A 16,072-nucleotide genomic window follows, 5' to 3' on the forward strand; every position below is an offset into this window, starting at 1 on the left:
CGCTATGCGACTCAGGCTTTTGCACTCACTTTTTCTGTTTATGCCTTTTCAGCTGATGGCAGGCACCGTTGTTTATACCGATGCTGAGCACCCTCCTCAGAATATGACCAACAATGCATCGGTTGTATGGCTTGATGGCCCCGACCGCTTGCAGGGTTTGATTTTCGGCAAACTGCCGACAGATCCCCGCCAGGCCGCTCAGCAGGCCCGCAAAATCTTCCAGTCGCCTCAATGGCCCGGCCAGCAGGCGCAGATTGCTCAGGCGTACCGGCAGGTCGTTCATGCCTGGGAAATCGGACTGCATAAATATCCTGCCGTCGTTTTCGATGATCGGGACGTGGTTTATGGCACCGCCGACGTAGCCCGTGCCGCCACGCTGCGCAATCACGGGGGCAATTGATGAACTCCGCCCTCAAAAATCAACTGAATGTGGCCGGTGTTACCGCCTTACTCGCCGTTGCGGCGGCTCCTGCAACGGTTTCCGCCATTAATACTGCCGGCATTATTGCCAGCGCCATCACCCAGGACTGTATCAGCTGGCGCGTCAGCGGCATCTGCTACTGGCTGATGTGTACGCCGTTTGGCTGTTCAGTGAAAACCTCAGTGAAGGTGACGCACTTTATCCCCGAGGTGGTGGTGTCCACCTACACCGGACCGGGGGGAAATCCCTGGACTGAAATGGCGTTTATGAGCGGTGCGTCCGGTACGGTAGACAGCGCTCTGACAAGCGTAGCGCCAGCCGGGGGCGGTAACGCAGGCGACATCAAAGATCCGGGTCGTCGTAAGTCCAACATCAAATTTAAGTACGCAGATGCAATTGGTCACCCTGCAACTTCAGTGATTGGCGGCAGCATCGCGGGTTATTCGTGTGACACAGCGGCCACGCCGTTTAATCCTTACTTTCTGAGCACGCTGGACTCACTTGTCTGGCGTTCGGGATTGCCTGAGTCCCTGTATCCGGAGGCGCTGGTTCCCGGGCAGCGCGAACTGGGCAGTCAGGCCAGCGCCAATATGTGGGGGAATATTTATCCCCGCTCAGGCTTCGCCATCCAGACCGACGACGACAAAGCATCAGCTGTTGTCGCGCAGCGTGTCGCCGACATTATCACCCGTTCAGGCCAGCCCCACGTTTATCAGGTACTGAAAGGTACGCACAAAGCGGGGTACTGGCCGCCGGGAGAGGTGAAAGAAAACACGGGCACGGCCAATCATAAATGGCAGCGCCTGTCTCCCACACTTTCCGCTTCCTGCGCCGTTTTCCCGGACGGTGCTTATCCCATCGCTCAGGACGGCAACGAAGCATACGCACTCTGGCAGCCCTACAGCTGCTGCAAGCGACGCGGCCAGACCTTCCTCTATTCAACTGATTTCTGAGAGGCACCATGTCACCCGTTAAATTTAAATCTGCCGCGCTTGCACTGTGCATCTCCGCAGCAGTCACATCCGTACAGGCGGCCGAAGATGACTCTTCCGGCGCATTCGGTATTTCACTTCCCTCCGTTAATAACAGCGCCATTGGCTATGGCAAAGACGTCAGCGGCGCGGTCTCGGATAAGCTTTATTACACGCTCGGCGGCGGCTCTGTGATCTCCCAGCCGGCAACGCGCAGCAGCATGCGGAAGCTCGGCATGAACGCTGGCTGGAGCAGCGACCTGATGTGCGGCAATTTTGACCTGAAAACGACCGTAGGCAATCAGCTCAACGGGGTCACCAGCGGCTTTAAAAACCTCATGGGCGACGTGGTGCAGAACGCCACCGGTGCCGTCGCCAGTCTGCCGGCCATGATTATTCAGCGTGCCAATCCCGGCCTGTACGACATGCTCACCAACGGCGTGCTGCAGGCAAACGTCTCTTTTGATAAAGCCCAGCTCAACTGCCAGAACATGTCGAAACGCATGATGGATTTTGCCGGCAACAACAAATGGACACAGGGAGCGGTCATGGATGAATACCGTTCGCTGGTGAACAGCGGTGACGGCGATGCTGTCCGCGTGAACAATTCGGCGGACAAGCTGCAGGGTAATTCAGGACAGAACTGGATTGGCGGGCAGAAACGTGGAGGTCAGGGACAGCTGGCTATCCGGCCAACGCATGATTTAACGGCGGCTGGATTCAACATGATGAACAGCCTGCCGGTGCTCAGTACGGACTCTGTCAACACGAACAGCTGTAACGGCGGGGCCTGCGGCAAGTATGCCAGCGCCGAAGAAGCGGCTAAAGCCGTGGTTCAGGTCGTGGGGGACAGCTCCCTGCGCACCTGCAGCGATGCCTCACAATGCACCAGTGGCGATGACGAACAGCAGCCCGGCGCGACGCAGGCGGGCACTGGTTTTGCCCCCATTCTGGAAGAGACCACTAAAGAGAACACGGAACAGTTGGTAAAACTGGTCAACGGCACCGAGCAGCCCAACGCGACAAACCTGGCAAAACTCAAAACCGGCAGCCTCCCCATTACCGCCGGCGTCATCAGGGCACTGCAGAGAGATCCTGACAATGCCGCCCTGACCGGCCGCCTTGCCGGCGAACTGGCAATGGCAGACACGGTTGAAACCGCGCTGATTATGCGCCGCATGATTGTGACCGGCATGTCTGAACCTAACGCTGCGGCACAGAACGCCGCCATCGAGGAAGGAGACCGTCGCGTAACGGCCATCGACCGCGAGATCACGGCATTACGAAATGAAATGGAGCTCAAACGCGAGCTGTCACGTAACTCTGTCCTCACCATCATCGACCGTGAAAACGGACGTGTTAACAGCAACCCTCAGACGCAGAGTGATGACAGCACCGACAGCCGCGTTAACCGTCTTGCCGTTCCTGAAACGGAAAACAACTGATGAGGGCGCTGCCTATGAAAACTGAACGCGGGGCGCAACGCCCCTCATTTTTCCGCCGCCACCCGGCGCTGTTCCGCGTACTGTGTTCCGCCGGCGCTCTGCTGACAATCCTGTTGGCCGGACTCATTGTTGCGGATAAAGCCGTCAAAAATCCGGCTCAGGCAGCTGCATTCCGTGAATGGATGGATCACGCCCGCTATGGCTGGCTGGTATGGCGCCTGGCGGTATATGGCGCGTTGGCGTGGGGATTTATGAAAATTTTCCGTGCGCCGGGCTTCGGTCCACAGCATTGTCAGCCGCTGATCCGCATTGTGGCAGTCAGCGTCATTTTTGCCGTTGTCTGTGAACTGGTGCTGCTCAGCGGCACGGGAGCATCATGATGCTGACTAACAGCTATCTGGAATATTTTCTTACGCTGCTCGGCTGGGTTGTTAACAACGGCCTCTGGAATATCCTTATCACCACAGGACTGTTTGCCGTACCCGTCGCTTTCCGACTTATCGGCATCTGGCTGAAGGTACGTGAAGAAGGGGAAGATGAGGGGAACAAGGGGGCGCTGTCTATACCCCGCATGGAGCACGCGATCTATACCTCTTTTCTGGTCATGATTGCCTGCTGTATGCCGCTGATGAATGTGGACATGAGTACCATCAAATATGACACGTCGCGCGCGCAAACCTGCGGTACATGGACGCCCAAAGCGCCTGATGACACCGGGTATTCCCCTGTCATATCCAGTATTAACGATCAGACAGCGGCCGCGCCGGTATGGTGGTATCTGGTTCACAAGCTGGCAAAAGGGATCACTCAGGCTTCCGTTGCCACTATCCCTTGCCGTCCGGACATGCGTCAGCTCCGGTTTGAAGTTCAGCACACGCGCGTCAACAATAAAGCCCTCGCAGAGGAGCTGCAGGACTTTACCAACGACTGTTATTCCCTCGCGCTCTATATGTGGAAACGTCAGGATCAGGGGCAGACGAAAGACAAAGCCACCTTGAGGGATATTGAGTGGATAGGCAGTCAAACATTCCTCAGTAATTTTTACGGCAGCTTGCAGTCGAAAACGCCCCGCGCGGAATTCCCCTGGAGTGAAAGCCGCGACAGTGGAAGACCGGACACGGGACGGGGGGGGTATCCTACTTGCAGTGAATGGTGGAGCAAGGCAGAGACCGGATTGCAGGCCCGCGTCGTCGATCAGGCTGATCCGGGATTATGGACCCGTATGTCAGCTGCCATGACCATGATCGGCGGCAATACGGCTGACTACAAAGAAGCGATTATCCGTCGTCTGGTCAGCCCGGAGAGTCTGACCGTGTCGCAGGGTGGACACGTTTACGCCGGCTATGGTGGCAATGCTGATTTCACGCTGGATAACTCTGTTGCCCGTGTGGCGGCGATAGGCGGCACCGCATTAGGCAGTCTGGCCGCATTCCCGGCCTTCGATGCCATGCGTCAGGCACTGCCCATGGTCCAGGCTGTGCTGCTCATGGCCATCGTGGTAATTCTGCCGCTAATTCTGGCCTTCTCCGCCTATGAGATTAAGACCGTCATAACGCTCTCGTTTGTACTGTTTGCGCTGAACTTCCTGACGTTCTGGTGGGAACTGGCTCGCTGGCTCGACAGCTGGCTGCTCACTGCGCTTTACAGCTCTGACACGCACAGCAGCTTTAACATGGCCGGATTCCAGAACAGTTCGGATGACCTAATCATGAATTTTGTCATGGCGACAATGTTTCTAATATTGCCGGCAGTGTGGATGGGGGCGCTTTCCTGGGCAGGCATCAGAATAGGCGGCGCGCTAGATGGAGCATTCAGAAATGGCACAGCGAAAGTTGAGCAGAGCGGGGGGGAGGCAGTGAGTAAAATGAAAGGTGCTGTGAAACTGTAATTGTTCAATCAGCTTGAGGGCAGTTCTGTCCTCAAGTCTTATTATCTTCATCATTATCAACTGATTTAGTTGATGTAAAAATTGAATCATCTGAACCGTAATAATAACCGTACCCATCGCGACCATTTCTAAATTCAGGCCCGTGCGCTGGGGGGGACTCTTCGGGATCAGCAGAAGTTGCGTAACTCATTTGGATGTAGCGAACCATATAAACGAACGCAGCGACTGCAATAATTATGGCACCAGCTGCAGACCCTGCTATTAGAGCTATGGCCAGAAGTAACAGGGCTGAGAAGGGGACTAATGATTTCCCGATCGCTACCGGAATCCCTTTACTCTCTGCCCATGCAGTAAAGCGAAAATCAACATCACTATAAACGCTTGTCAGACGCTTCCAGACCGAAGCCGCTTTGATTCCGTGGTCGTAAGCTGATGAGTTCATATGCACCTCAATCATTATTCATCTACAGACCATACTAAATGTTCAGAAGAAATGCACATTAAGCCAAAAAGAGCACACTATTAGTTACAGCATACATCACCATCTCGCTCAGGATAGTAGCGAACCTAACCACCCAGCCCCTCCATACGTACCTTGCTGCGGCCATTGACATCTGAACTTCACATCAACCAAAAACACACCCATTTCCCCGCACCAGCCCCGATGTTCCCCTGTAAAAGCCGCCGCCGTCCGGCCCGGAGGGCCGGAACTGCAGTGGGCATGTTAATGGATGCTGTAACTACTTAGTTATTCATGGCTGTAAGTTTTAGCTGCGGGATCTTTCTTTCGTCTACGACCATCATACTTCAGTGCGCCTGAAAGGCCGCTGCTTAAACGACTGTCTGACAGAGGGATGGTTTACCTTGTCGTCAACTGACATCATTAATGGCTGTATCGCGTCCTGAAAGCCTTTCTACTTAAAAATGAAGATTGACAAGAACAGCGAGCCGCCCAAGGGAGGGTGGCGCTGACCGAAGATATATATGAAGTCAGCGACTGTTGCCCATAATGTACTTACTCAGTGCTGTGCCTTGTCCTTCACGGAAATCGAAAGAATACGTACAACTTGGCGCAGACAGAACCTCATAAAGTTCGTAAATAAGATCACGATTTGGCCCTTCACCTACCGCCGCTTTTTCCAGGGCAAGTCGTGATAATGTGACCAGCACAACATGGCACGGCTCATCGAGTTGCAGTACGCCATCAATCAGACCCTGTATCAGGCTGCGTTTTAAAGCTGTATACTGATAGTGAAATGTCAGCGGGATTTCTTGGTTATCCCGCTCAATCAGAACGCGCGCAAAGCCCTCGCGAAGCAGCGCATTACAACTCCCCATGGCATAGATGTGGACTGTTTTTGTCATTTATGGAATACCATCAAATCGGTGTAGGTTTAGGCAAAATCTTTAGTCTCGGGACAGTCCCTGTAATGGCAGCATGCCAGCGGTAAAACGGAAGTCGGTTGACGAGATCGTCGAACATCATCTAATATAAACAATAAGGAACGCACTTCACGGTTCGTTCTTTATTGGATGCAGCAGACTGAATGTTCTCATTCAGACATCCCGCAACCAGTGAATTTTAATGCTCCCTGGTCGAGGCCATGCCCGGTAATGGCGTTCTGAATACCAGAGTGATGTTTTTAGTCACACTGGCGAAGCCCACCTTAAGGTGGGCTTTGTTATTTCTGGGGCCCCAAAAACTATCGACGGCGCCCTTTATTCTGACCGGGGGGGACAGGCAGGGGTCTGTTAGCCCTAAGTGCATAGGCAATGCTGAAGAAGTTTGCCGGCGCGCCACCGGGTCGCTCGGTTACCGGGTAAGCGCTGGTAATGTGCAGGCGCAGCTTTTTCTTTTCCCTGAACGCCTTAAACACCACATAGTAATAGAGCTTTTCTCCGTTGCCCAAATCCATCTCCAGTACAGCATAACTGCCGTAGCCGGCATGAATGACCCGTGACTTGTCCAGAGACTCAACCATACGTCTGAGATGCGTTCTGGCCAACTCATAACGCTGGTCGCAGAAAGGGCGCTTTCCCTTGTCACCAGCAGAATACATGAGAGCAACGATCTCTTCCGGTGTCTGATGATCATAATCTTTCGCGAAGCAGTGAAAAGAGTAGGTCACCCAGAACCGGTAGGTTATGTCCTCCTTTCCCTCTGCCGAATGCACGTAAACCATCTCGTGTGCATCGAGAAAAGAAAGATCGCGGACATTTCCATCCGGGTGAATAAACGGAGCCCATTTTTCTACTTCTGCCACACAATTCCCCGCAATTCGATAACACGCACTTGTAAGTCATAAAAAATTGAATGCACAATCCAGTGCGCCAGTATCTTACGTCTGACATCCTTTAGAACCAATATGTTAACATTGAAATTGGGCTCAGGTCGCATCTAGACATAAGACTGCCTGTTGATTTGATTCATCCTTCGAGATAGCAAGACTGTTGCAGGCTAAATCACACCCATATTTAAGTTTCTGGTAATTTATATGAGTTCTCAAAGCCTTTATGTTGATCATCTTGCCTGGTGTGGCCTCATGGCTCTAAGTATTGCCCGCCGAAATGGTGTAATTAGGTCCTCAGCTCAGGAAAACCTGTTCTTATGCCGATGGCTAGCTACAGCAGAGAAGAAACGTCTGTTCCCACGTGAGCTGGCCAGCGATATTACATGGCGCCTGAAAGAGGGCAGGGAAAAGGGACTTCAAGCGGATTTGCCTAGTAAACTGGAGTACCTCTGGCGCGCGAGCAGGGGTGATCGGATGGATCAAAGTGATCTGTTCCAACTCCAACACATCATGCATGCCATAAAACTCACCGGCATCAATTATGGCGTCTTAAATGAGAGTGAGTGGGAAGGTAAACATTCGGTTAAATTGAGTCAAGCTGTACCCGGAGTTTATCTTCGAAGGGCAGACATTGACTCTGGTTTTAATCTCGATGGGAAGCAGTTAAAAAAGATATCGGTTCTCATTACAGCCAATTTAGCTGCAGTTGACGACCTGCTCAATCGCGCAAAGTGGTATCGTGTAGAAGCAAGAAACAAACACATTCTACATTATTTTATCACCGAAGAAATTGATGTTCATATTTAGCGTGACTTACATATATTAAGTGACTATTTACGGAGCCTTACTGATGGTTATAAATATACCAAGCGCCGAAGATTTTTATAATTCAGGCGAGGAGTTGTTAAATTTTGCATGGGATGCAGTTGCTAAATTAATCAGAAACATCAATGAAGCAGAGTATTACGATGTTGATACTGAAGAGATTAAAGATGAGTACTGGGAGGGCGCTAACAGAACACTCTCAACTTCACTGACTGTAATCCAACAAGGAGTTGAGTTTTTTTTAAAAGGGCGAATTGCTGAAATATCCCCATATTTATTGATAGCAGACCCCATAACAAAACTATCAAGTTATACGTCAGGGGCGCCAGTTTCAGTTGATTTTTCAAAATTTAAAACTATAGACGCAAATGACCTCGTCAAAATTCACAATATCTTCTCAAAATCAACTTTAAGTGGGGCTTTAGAGACGAGATTTAACGATATGAGGGAAAGAAGAAATGCTATAATGCATTCTGTTTCAAAATCAAATGGACTTACGGTTAAGGAAGTTCTTGAATACTTGTTATTCATGCATCGCGAATTCTTTCCTAATAAAACGTGGGCTGAGAGGAGAGTTCATTATCTTGAGCAATCTCCTGACTCTAAACTATATCATGAAGAATTTGCCATTGTAGCAACACACATCGAGATTTCTGAGACCATGAAATTTTTATCAAAGTCGGAGGTATTACAATATTTCGGAATTGAAAAAAACCAAAGAGCCTATTATTGTCCTAAATGTAAATCTGAAGCTTATCACGACAATCCCCTTGAAATTAAACTAGCCAATCTATGTTCAAAAGAACCTGATGAAAAAAAATTATATTGTCCAGTATGCAACCTTGAACATTTTGTTAATAGGGAAAAGTGTGCTGACATTAATGGAGGTTCTTGCCCCGGAAATGTTATCTCCAACGAATATGGAATGTGTCTCACATGTGGTGAATAGACAATATTTTTTATATTAAGCTAACAATTACTCCTCGACGAGGAACGTTATCCAAAACCCGTCGGGGAGGTTATAGTAGGTTAGCATTAGATAATGCTTAATTTAACATAATAAGTATTGCGCGCATCAACGTAAGCAGTTGATTAACATAACTTTTTATGCGATTGCTGGACTTCCAAGGTCGCTTATGAACATCTGTTGAGGATCCTGTTATGGCGTGTTCTGGTGCGAAGTTTTTACGATGAACGAAGTTTACCAGCTTAAAGTCTTTCAGAACATTTTCTGACCGGTGGCTGACAACCCTCCTCGCTGCGGAACGTCTAAGAATTTCCTACCGGCACTGCCACCGCCTGTTCCAACCCTACCTCGCAGAAGGTCCGAGGGGCAGCACTCCTTTTGACCGATGCTGGTCTGCTAGAAGCTTATCGAGATGCATGAGTGAAGCCGTGTAAAACGACCTGCGGTAAGGCCTCTAGATCTTAAGCAGGCATCGCAAATAAAACCTGAATTCAACAACAGCTCAGCCAAGGGCTGCGTGACATCAGTACATCTGAAGCGGACAAAGCCTATGCTGCTGAGTTTAGGGTTACATCCATCGCTTTGAAACGCCATAAAGGCACGATATTAACATGCTCCACCTGCTCTTTGGTCACGAAAACATGAATTAGATACATACTTGGCGCGAACCGTAACTCAGAAAAATCACTACTGAATAATTTTTAAATTGTCGCACTCCAATTAATCCGTTGTAAGGCTTTTTGTAAAATCACGCTTATCTATATACATGAATGGCATATTTAGTGCTGCTGTTAATAACTTAAAAGCATATAGCGAAATCTGTTAATGATTGATCTTTAATCCACCTAAAATAAAGTGATTTGAAAAATATTTTACACATATAAATCAATATGTTAATAAATATCACCTTGAGTTTCCTCAACAAAAAACACTTTAACACAAGTGAACTTTAGAATAATTCCCATTGCAGACTTGAAGTTTTTCTGAATTTCATTCAGATTAACTCCGGTAAGATGTACTTATGAGTTGGCTATATCCATCAAACTAATATTAATTATATTCTTTCGCCTATTTTTCACTCAGTTACTTAAGGAATAGTAAATGCCGCTGAGTAATACAGAACTAAAATATTATGATAGTAACATTCTTAGGCTCCCGGATACTAAGCGCACTGAGTATCACGAACAGGTTGATCGTCTCATAAAAGAGCTCAAAAACTCTTTAAAATCGCAAGATGCAATCAAAATAACTAAAGTAGTTAAAGCAGGATCATTCGCAAAATTCACTATTCTACGAAAAACCCAAGAAGACCCCGTAGATGTGGATATTGTGTTTTACATTTCAGGAGAAAATGCCTCACAGGAAAGCCTATCAACTATAAGCCAGAAAATTTATGATGCATTAATAACATTATATCCAAATAAATCTGTAGAAGACTTTGAACTACAACGAAAAGCAGCAACTGTCACCTTCATCAAATCCGGACTGAATGTTGATGTTGTTCCAGTCATTGAAGATGCAGACAGAGTCAACTATGGATGGCAGTTCGACATTCATGAAGGGACAAAACTCCATACCTGCGCACCATGTCAGATTCAATTTATACGCGATAGAAAATCTAATGATAGTAATTTTAGAACTCTTGTCCGCTTAGCAAAGAAGTGGAGGAATCATGCTGAACTTACTCATCTTAAGTCATTTGTGATTGAGTTGATCCTTGCTTATCTCCTTGATCAAAATGGCAACAGTGGAAGCATTGAGGAACGATTTAGACAGTTTCTACTTTACATTGCTCAACATGGTCTGAAAGAGATAATTTCATTCCCTGAAAATAAAGGCACTATTCCCGATTTCAATGACCCTGTTGTTATCATCGACCCCGTTTGTGATACGAATAATGTGGCCAGCAGACTTACTGAAGCCGAGAGAGTTGAAATAGTAGCAGCAGCTCAGAGCGCTTGGGAGCAAGCACATTATGCTTCAGTTACGGATGATATAACCCAATGGAAAGTGCTTTTTGGTGCTCGTTTTAAAATAAAGGATGAATCATGAGCCAGTCATTTTCTTCTACCGAGTCTTACACAGTCGCAGATGTTCAGAAGGTTATTAGGAATGTGACAGCTGATTTTCTGATGATTGCAGAGAGCACAAAAGGGGTCGAAACAGAGCGAGCTAAGAAATGGGCTCATGATGTAGAGCTTTTGGCCATTAATGGTTATCTAAAGTATGTTGACATTACATTATTGAGCGGAGACTCCGAAATACGGGCTATACGATATGAAGTTAATTCAGATGCCAGTGAACTGGAATCAAGTAGGCCCGGGGGCGTGATGTGGCCTCTTGTCAGTAATCCTGATTTAAGAATCGTTATATCCTACACAGATAAGTATGACTCATCAGCACGAGAGTCCTTAAGAAATAAGCTTAAAATTTCATGGGGACCATCAACTGCTGATATTTCTCATTCCAGTCTTAACTCGGGTGCCGGGCGGGATTATGCAAGTAACGGATATGGAATTCAACGTAAGGACTACTCATAATGACTCAGAACAGTAAAATCTTTGATAGCCAGATACCATTACCTGATGCAGGCCTGTCTCTGCGCCAGCAGTCTTTGTTAGGCTTTGATGACCGATTTAAAAGAACACACGACCAGCTGCGGCTCTTGATAAATCTGGGTAAGCTTGAATCATGGAGCTCACAATTTCATCGACAAAAACTCCCAATCATCAATCTAGTTTCTGAGCAGTACCCTCTGGTCATATTCCATGGAGACGTTGGTACCGGAAAAACCGCTACTGCCGAATGTATGGCCAACCTATTTGCCAAGGAATCCAGAAGTGAGGACTCAGTTTTGTACAAACTGAGCAATCGTGTAAGGGGTAGTGGAAGAGTTGGCGAGATGGGTTCGCTTATTAATCAGGCGTTTGCTGATGTAACGCAAGCTGCCGGTAAGACTCGTCGGGGCATTCTGATAATTGATGAAGGCGACTCATTAGCTGCTTCACGCACGCAGGAGCATAGTCATCATGAAGATAAAGTCGCTGTTAATACACTTATACAGTGCATAGATGATCTGAGGCAGTACCAGGGCCGCATAGTTGTATTCCTCTGTACCAATCGGTTGTCTGTACTGGATGCAGCACTTCTACGGAGAGCTGCAGTAGTTGAAGAATTTGCACGCCCTTCTGATAAAGAGCGACTGGCATTGTTCGAAATGGACTTAAAAGGACTCAATTTATCACCTGAGAAATTGGGAGTATTAGTCAAAGCCACGGGACCACGTGAAGGACGCCCGGGATGGACTTTTTCAGATATACGTACCCGACTCTATCCAGCTGCCCTAGCAAAGGCATTCCCAGAGAATCCCCTAACGTTCGATATTCTTTTAGCGACAGCAATTGCTGTCTTGCCCTCACCTGTCATGGAAGATCGATGAATGCCTGTATCTCCTCTAGCCGGTCGACGAATACATATCACAGGGAGCGTGCCTGAGCCTCTTGAACATGCATCAACACATGAAGTGGACAGTGCGCGGGAATTTATAAAATCACTGGTCAAAGAGCTGGTTAAGATGGGTGCAAATTTTGTCATCCCCATTGACGCTGAAAAAACACGCTCTGTAGATGGCAGGCCAATATGCTTTGATTGGCTTGTATGGAATGAAGTTATCAATCAAATCCATCGCAGGCCTGAGGGAGTTCCCGGACCATGTATTATTGCAGTCAAACACCATAAAAACGATGACCAGATACCTGAAGAACAAATATCTTCATGGGATGATTACTGTGGTACATCGCACGTTAAGATTGAAAGCGCCGCTCACTGGAATATGGCCAGTAAAAGAATGGAAATCCAGGCGCGCTCTGGAGACATTCTAATAACGATTGGTGGAAGTGAGGGTGTGCTGTTTCTGTCAAATCTGTATCATGATGCTGGTAAACCAGTGATTCCAATGAACTACAAAATTGGAAAGGATACTACTGGTTCTCGTAAAATTTTCGAGTTTGCTCTAGCAAGTGTAAATTCAGAAAGATTATTCAAGACCACTGATGGAAGAGGTTCTCATGACTGGATAAATAGGTTAAGTTTTCCAGCAAGAAAATCAATTGAAGAAAGAGTTTCCTTAGTTACTGAGTTACTTGAAAACTTAACTCCTCCCTCAGCATTCTTCGTGTGTCTAATGAACACAGACCATGAAGATCAATTATCTGTCTCTAATTTCTATGAAACCGTTGTGAAACATGTAATGGAAACTGAGTTTGGATATAAAATGGTCATAGTGGATGGAAGCCAAGGCTACGAAATGGCATATGTAAATCAGGAAGTATTTACTCGCCTGCACCGAAGTCGAGTAGTTATTGCAGATCTAACGGCCTCTCGCCCGAACTGTTTTTTAGAACTCGGTTATGCTCTTGGCAGAGGCCTACCAACCATGATTACTGCCAGAGTTGGAACTGAATTGCCCTTTGACATCCATTCTGTATCTACCCACCAGTGGCAGCATGACATTTCAATAGAGGAGGCAAGACGTCTCTTTCGCAATCACTGGGAATCAATTCGCACCCGTCCACCACTTGTCTCAGCGGAACCCTTAATCCCATGAGTAAATTAAATGAAGTTTTTATCTCCGTTGACGTAGAAACATCTGGCCCTGTTCCTGGAAAGTACAGCCTACTGAGTATTGGAGCATGCAGAACCGATGGCCTTGGCCCAACATTTTCATGTGAAATTAAGCCAACATCTGAATATTATGTACCTGAGGCACTAGAAGTGACAGGACTGTCACTCGAAGCCTTGGAGCTTAAGGGATTAACGCCGTATGAAGCAATGGATTCCTTCAAAAGTTGGATTGCTAGTGTCACTGGACCCTCAGAATCTCCAGTGTTTGTAGGGCTGAACGCATCTTTTGACTGGTCATTTATAAACTATTATTTCCATATATATTTGGGTGAAAATCCTTTCGGCTTCACAGCATTAGATATCAAATCACTTTATATGGGATCTTATGCAACATCCTGGGCAGACACTCGCTCTAGCAGAATAGCAAAAAAACTTAAAGTAGAAGCTACAGGTAATCATGATGCTTTAAAAGATGCCGAATACCAGGCTATCTTATTCAGGGCAATCATGGATTCTAAAAAATAACTAAGGAATAGTTATGCAAGGAAATGAATTATTAGTAGAGCATTACCATAAAACTTATGATCTAACCTTTTCAATTTGGGAAAATAGAAACAAGAATTTGCTAATATTGTTGATTGTTGTAGGTTTTTCTACGCTACTGACTTTTAATGTAGCAGAGGCTCAGCCACTTCTTGTAGATATTATTGCCAAGTTATGCGGAATTTCTGATGCAACTAGAGTTACGGAATTAAGAAAAAGCTTTCCATATGGAATTATTCAAAGCATATTCATCATTGTTGTTTTTTATTTAATGCTAAATTTATATCAGAAGACTCGTTTCATTCGAAGAAGCTATGAATATCTGAGTGGCGTTGAAAACGACATACGTCATGCATTAAGTCTGAAAAGCCCTAGTGTAAGCTTCACTCGCGAGGGTGAATTCTATAAGAAAGATCACACATTTACAGCTTGGATGACCGGCATATGTTACATTTGCATTTTGGGCGCACTGCTTTTTTCATTTTTAGGAATGCGATTGATTACCGATTGGAATAGCAGTCAAACGATAATACTAGTTATTGATTCCTTGCTTTCTTTCGGTGTGACATACTTTTTTATAGCATATAGCTTAGTTTCATTAAAAAAATAATAGAATAGAGGTAGGTTTTACACCTACCTCATTAATAAATATTTTTAGGTGGTTTACTAATAAAAATAGAACATTGCACTTCTCGCTCACCCATCATAATTCACTATATTTTTTTTCTGAACCAAATCATCTCTGATTAGTTTCAATATTAATTTTTAATTGAACTAACTATCAGAATTTCGATCGACCTACGAATAACCCCCCTCAACCAAACACAATAAAATGGAATACACAAGAGTCTCTAAACTCTAAGCGAGCAGAATGAGAAAACGATCTCCAAAGTGACCTAACTAACGAGAGACTAAATCCATAAAACCATTAACTGATTGATTGACAAAGCCTCGCCAAAACTAACATAAGAAGACAGATGAAAAGAAACATTTCCTTAAAAAATTTGTTTAATGCCAAATTTGCAAAATTACCTACCATGTCAAGCATGGAAAGATCTCTTGACGGTAAAAATAGTGTTGCGAACTAATGATAGCATTGGGTTATACTCTAGTTGAAAGTTACATCAACTACACTTTACTCTAAAAAACTTTATGAAGGTAAGTGGCTATATGGAGACTAATGGATACGTTAGTCAATTTATTACACCCCCTTTAATTAAACAAAATAAACATAGCTCATTTGACTTATTAATAAATAGTACAAATCAAGATGTCATTCTTTAATTATAAGAAAGAAGAAAAAAAACCTAAAAGCCAGCCCACCGAGTTGATCTCTTCATTAGTTAAAGGTTCGAAAGATCGCAGAAATGACCTCATTATTGATGTGCTAGCTGCACAGAATGAGTTTTGTATTTATGAAATTGATAATGAAGATATTAATACGCGTATTCGCGTTGTCATAGATGGCCATACAGATGAATTTGAAGAACGCCTTTTGAAGAGGTTTTCTGATGTCAAAATTAAGTATATCGAGGCCAAAGGAATACTTGCCATAAGTTCAAACTATGGCATGATGAAACATCGGATTGCACACACCCTTTCGACATGCTTAAATTCAGCACACGTGAATGGAAATCAAGAATTTGACCGTTTAATTAAAGCTATTTCCACTGAGCACGAAAGTATTGTATCAAATAGATTAGTTTATTTAACCCCAGCGTTTTTGGCCTGTATTGTTGCATTTACTTTAATTTTCATTCACTTATTTTTTCTGAGTACACAATCTCTTTCCTGGACTCTGACAACACTATTTTTTGCTTCAGTTCTAGGTGGGAGCTTTAGTATACTTATCAACGCGAAACAACTCAATTTTGAAGAATTTAAAGTAAAGAATCATTATTTTCTCATCGGGACAGAACGTGTTTTCCTATCTTTAATGGCAGGTGCAATTGCTTATATAGCAATACGATCTCAACTTATTCTGCCAGATTTTTATAAGTCTGGACGATGGCCAACTTTAACAATTATTGTACTTTCTGGTTTTTCAGAATCATTTATCCCAAGCCTGCTTGGCAAGGCGACATCTAAAGAAAATTAG

At 45.7% G+C, this 16,072-nt stretch carries 17 protein-coding genes; 14 read left to right on the top strand and 3 right to left on the bottom strand.

Going from position 1 to position 16,072, the window contains the following annotated elements; genetic code table 11:
* Positions 1-4: 4 nt before the first annotated feature.
* Genes PanJK_RS22885 through PanJK_RS22905 form a run of 5 tightly spaced genes read left to right on the top strand, consistent with a single transcriptional unit; the run spans position 5 to position 4,725 of the window.
* On the top strand, positions 5-400 hold the full coding sequence (locus tag PanJK_RS22885) for a TIGR03757 family integrating conjugative element protein (protein WP_265303286.1): 396 nt from the start codon (positions 5-7) through the stop codon (positions 398-400).
* Positions 400-1,374, top strand: coding sequence for a TIGR03756 family integrating conjugative element protein (locus PanJK_RS22890; RefSeq protein WP_265303288.1), 975 nt, complete (start codon positions 400-402; stop codon positions 1,372-1,374). Before PanJK_RS22885 ends, PanJK_RS22890 begins: the two co-directional genes overlap by 1 nt.
* A gap of 8 nt (positions 1,375-1,382) precedes the next feature.
* Positions 1,383-2,837: an integrating conjugative element protein gene (locus PanJK_RS22895; RefSeq protein WP_265303291.1), complete on the top strand. Its 1,455-nt coding sequence runs from the start codon at positions 1,383-1,385 to the stop codon at positions 2,835-2,837.
* A 14-nt stretch (positions 2,838-2,851) separates the two neighbouring features.
* Entirely contained in the window at positions 2,852-3,217 is a 366-nt protein-coding gene (locus tag PanJK_RS22900; protein WP_265303293.1) for a hypothetical protein, read from the top strand.
* Complete coding sequence (locus PanJK_RS22905) at positions 3,217-4,725, top strand: conjugal transfer protein TraG N-terminal domain-containing protein (RefSeq protein ID WP_265303356.1); 1,509 nt, start codon at positions 3,217-3,219, stop codon at positions 4,723-4,725. Before PanJK_RS22900 ends, PanJK_RS22905 begins: the two co-directional genes overlap by 1 nt.
* A gap of 31 nt (positions 4,726-4,756) precedes the next feature.
* Here PanJK_RS22905 and PanJK_RS22910 read toward each other — a convergent pair whose 3' ends face one another.
* From PanJK_RS22910 to PanJK_RS22920, 3 genes are all read right to left on the bottom strand, one after another.
* Positions 4,757-5,167 carry a DUF3742 family protein gene (locus PanJK_RS22910; RefSeq protein ID WP_265303295.1) on the bottom strand — a complete coding sequence of 137 codons (411 nt, stop codon included), beginning with the start codon at positions 5,165-5,167 and terminating at the stop codon, positions 4,757-4,759.
* A gap of 548 nt (positions 5,168-5,715) precedes the next feature.
* Positions 5,716-6,090: a hypothetical protein gene (locus tag PanJK_RS22915; protein ID WP_265303297.1), complete on the bottom strand. Its 375-nt coding sequence runs from the start codon at positions 6,088-6,090 to the stop codon at positions 5,716-5,718.
* A 338-nt stretch (positions 6,091-6,428) separates the two neighbouring features.
* The gene (locus tag PanJK_RS22920) at positions 6,429-6,989 is read right to left on the bottom strand and encodes a stationary phase growth adaptation protein (protein WP_265303300.1); all 561 of its coding nucleotides are present in this window, start codon (positions 6,987-6,989) and stop codon (positions 6,429-6,431) included.
* A 231-nt stretch (positions 6,990-7,220) separates the two neighbouring features.
* Between PanJK_RS22920 and PanJK_RS22925 the strand changes: the two genes are divergently transcribed.
* The 9 genes from PanJK_RS22925 to PanJK_RS22965 all read left to right on the top strand — a co-directional run bounded on the left by PanJK_RS22925 (position 7,221) and on the right by PanJK_RS22965 (position 16,072).
* Positions 7,221-7,823: a DUF2913 family protein gene (locus PanJK_RS22925; RefSeq protein ID WP_265303302.1), complete on the top strand. Its 603-nt coding sequence runs from the start codon at positions 7,221-7,223 to the stop codon at positions 7,821-7,823.
* A gap of 43 nt (positions 7,824-7,866) precedes the next feature.
* Complete coding sequence (locus PanJK_RS22930; RefSeq protein WP_265303304.1) at positions 7,867-8,790, top strand: hypothetical protein; 924 nt, start codon at positions 7,867-7,869, stop codon at positions 8,788-8,790.
* A gap of 1,119 nt (positions 8,791-9,909) precedes the next feature.
* The gene (locus tag PanJK_RS22935; protein WP_265303307.1) at positions 9,910-10,860 is read left to right on the top strand and encodes a CBASS oligonucleotide cyclase; all 951 of its coding nucleotides are present in this window, start codon (positions 9,910-9,912) and stop codon (positions 10,858-10,860) included.
* Entirely contained in the window at positions 10,857-11,348 is a 492-nt protein-coding gene (locus PanJK_RS22940) for a hypothetical protein (protein ID WP_200539161.1), read from the top strand. Before PanJK_RS22935 ends, PanJK_RS22940 begins: the two co-directional genes overlap by 4 nt.
* Positions 11,348-12,247 carry an AAA family ATPase gene (locus PanJK_RS22945; protein ID WP_265303312.1) on the top strand — a complete coding sequence of 300 codons (900 nt, stop codon included), beginning with the start codon at positions 11,348-11,350 and terminating at the stop codon, positions 12,245-12,247. Before PanJK_RS22940 ends, PanJK_RS22945 begins: the two co-directional genes overlap by 1 nt.
* Positions 12,248-13,414 (top strand): hypothetical protein, encoded by a 1,167-nt coding sequence (locus PanJK_RS22950; protein WP_265303314.1) that lies wholly within the window; start codon positions 12,248-12,250, stop codon positions 13,412-13,414.
* Positions 13,411-13,956: a 3'-5' exonuclease gene (locus PanJK_RS22955; RefSeq protein ID WP_265303316.1), complete on the top strand. Its 546-nt coding sequence runs from the start codon at positions 13,411-13,413 to the stop codon at positions 13,954-13,956. The genes PanJK_RS22950 and PanJK_RS22955 overlap by 4 nt, the downstream gene beginning before the upstream one ends.
* A gap of 13 nt (positions 13,957-13,969) precedes the next feature.
* Positions 13,970-14,584 carry a hypothetical protein gene (locus PanJK_RS22960; protein WP_265303318.1) on the top strand — a complete coding sequence of 205 codons (615 nt, stop codon included), beginning with the start codon at positions 13,970-13,972 and terminating at the stop codon, positions 14,582-14,584.
* A 660-nt stretch (positions 14,585-15,244) separates the two neighbouring features.
* Entirely contained in the window at positions 15,245-16,072 is an 828-nt protein-coding gene (locus tag PanJK_RS22965; protein ID WP_265303321.1) for a hypothetical protein, read from the top strand.

It is taken from the genome of Pantoea sp. JK, from assembly GCF_026130245.1.
In the GTDB taxonomy this organism is placed as follows: Bacteria; Pseudomonadota; Gammaproteobacteria; order Enterobacterales; family Enterobacteriaceae; genus Pantoea; species Pantoea trifolii.

Excerpts from the sequence above, each read along its gene's own strand:
- PanJK_RS22910 (WP_265303295.1), bottom strand. The coding sequence starts at position 5,167 with ATGAACTCATCAGCTTACGACCACGGAATCAAAGCGGCTTCGGTCTGG.
- PanJK_RS22895 (WP_265303291.1), top strand. The coding sequence starts at position 1,383 with ATGTCACCCGTTAAATTTAAATCTGCCGCGCTTGCACTGTGCATCTCC.
- PanJK_RS22935 (WP_265303307.1), top strand. The coding sequence starts at position 9,910 with ATGCCGCTGAGTAATACAGAACTAAAATATTATGATAGTAACATTCTT.
- PanJK_RS22925 (WP_265303302.1), top strand. The coding sequence starts at position 7,221 with ATGAGTTCTCAAAGCCTTTATGTTGATCATCTTGCCTGGTGTGGCCTC.
- PanJK_RS22900 (WP_265303293.1), top strand. The coding sequence starts at position 2,852 with ATGAAAACTGAACGCGGGGCGCAACGCCCCTCATTTTTCCGCCGCCAC.
- PanJK_RS22960 (WP_265303318.1), top strand. The coding sequence starts at position 13,970 with ATGCAAGGAAATGAATTATTAGTAGAGCATTACCATAAAACTTATGAT.
- PanJK_RS22965 (WP_265303321.1), top strand. The coding sequence starts at position 15,245 with ATGTCATTCTTTAATTATAAGAAAGAAGAAAAAAAACCTAAAAGCCAG.
- PanJK_RS22930 (WP_265303304.1), top strand. The coding sequence starts at position 7,867 with ATGGTTATAAATATACCAAGCGCCGAAGATTTTTATAATTCAGGCGAG.
- PanJK_RS22915 (WP_265303297.1), bottom strand. The coding sequence starts at position 6,090 with ATGACAAAAACAGTCCACATCTATGCCATGGGGAGTTGTAATGCGCTG.
- PanJK_RS22945 (WP_265303312.1), top strand. The coding sequence starts at position 11,348 with ATGACTCAGAACAGTAAAATCTTTGATAGCCAGATACCATTACCTGAT.
- PanJK_RS22905 (WP_265303356.1), top strand. The coding sequence starts at position 3,217 with ATGCTGACTAACAGCTATCTGGAATATTTTCTTACGCTGCTCGGCTGG.
- PanJK_RS22890 (WP_265303288.1), top strand. The coding sequence starts at position 400 with ATGAACTCCGCCCTCAAAAATCAACTGAATGTGGCCGGTGTTACCGCC.
- PanJK_RS22955 (WP_265303316.1), top strand. The coding sequence starts at position 13,411 with ATGAGTAAATTAAATGAAGTTTTTATCTCCGTTGACGTAGAAACATCT.
- PanJK_RS22950 (WP_265303314.1), top strand. The coding sequence starts at position 12,248 with ATGCCTGTATCTCCTCTAGCCGGTCGACGAATACATATCACAGGGAGC.
- PanJK_RS22885 (WP_265303286.1), top strand. The coding sequence starts at position 5 with ATGCGACTCAGGCTTTTGCACTCACTTTTTCTGTTTATGCCTTTTCAG.
- PanJK_RS22940 (WP_200539161.1), top strand. The coding sequence starts at position 10,857 with ATGAGCCAGTCATTTTCTTCTACCGAGTCTTACACAGTCGCAGATGTT.